At 75.9% G+C, this 253-nt stretch carries 1 pseudogene; it reads right to left on the reverse strand.

Features of this window, described 5'->3' with window-relative positions:
- Window positions 1–99: 99 nt before the first annotated feature.
- Window positions 100–253 (reverse strand): annotated as a pseudogene (locus KVT14_RS23665) (PAC2 family protein); the annotation flags it as partial.

The raw sequence follows: 253 nt of genomic DNA on the forward strand, positions 1-253 counted from the left end.
GCAGGGCGCGGCGGGCGGAGGCCACGTGGAGCCATTCTGCCGGCCCGGTGCGCGCGCCCCGACCAGGCGCCGGTCACACACGGGGCCCTGCCCCGGGGGTCAGTACCCCGGGTTCGGCCCCTTCTCGTCGCCCTGCTTGGCGAGGAACCGCTCGAACTCGGCGCCCAGCTCGTCGGCCGTCGGCAGCTCCGCGGTCTCGGCTAGCAGGCTCGGCCGCCCGATGTTGCGGGCGAACGCGTCGTACTGCTGCTCG

Source organism: Cellulomonas sp. GbtcB1 (assembly GCF_019091725.1).
In the GTDB taxonomy this organism is placed as follows: Bacteria; Actinomycetota; Actinomycetes; order Actinomycetales; family Cellulomonadaceae; genus Cellulomonas.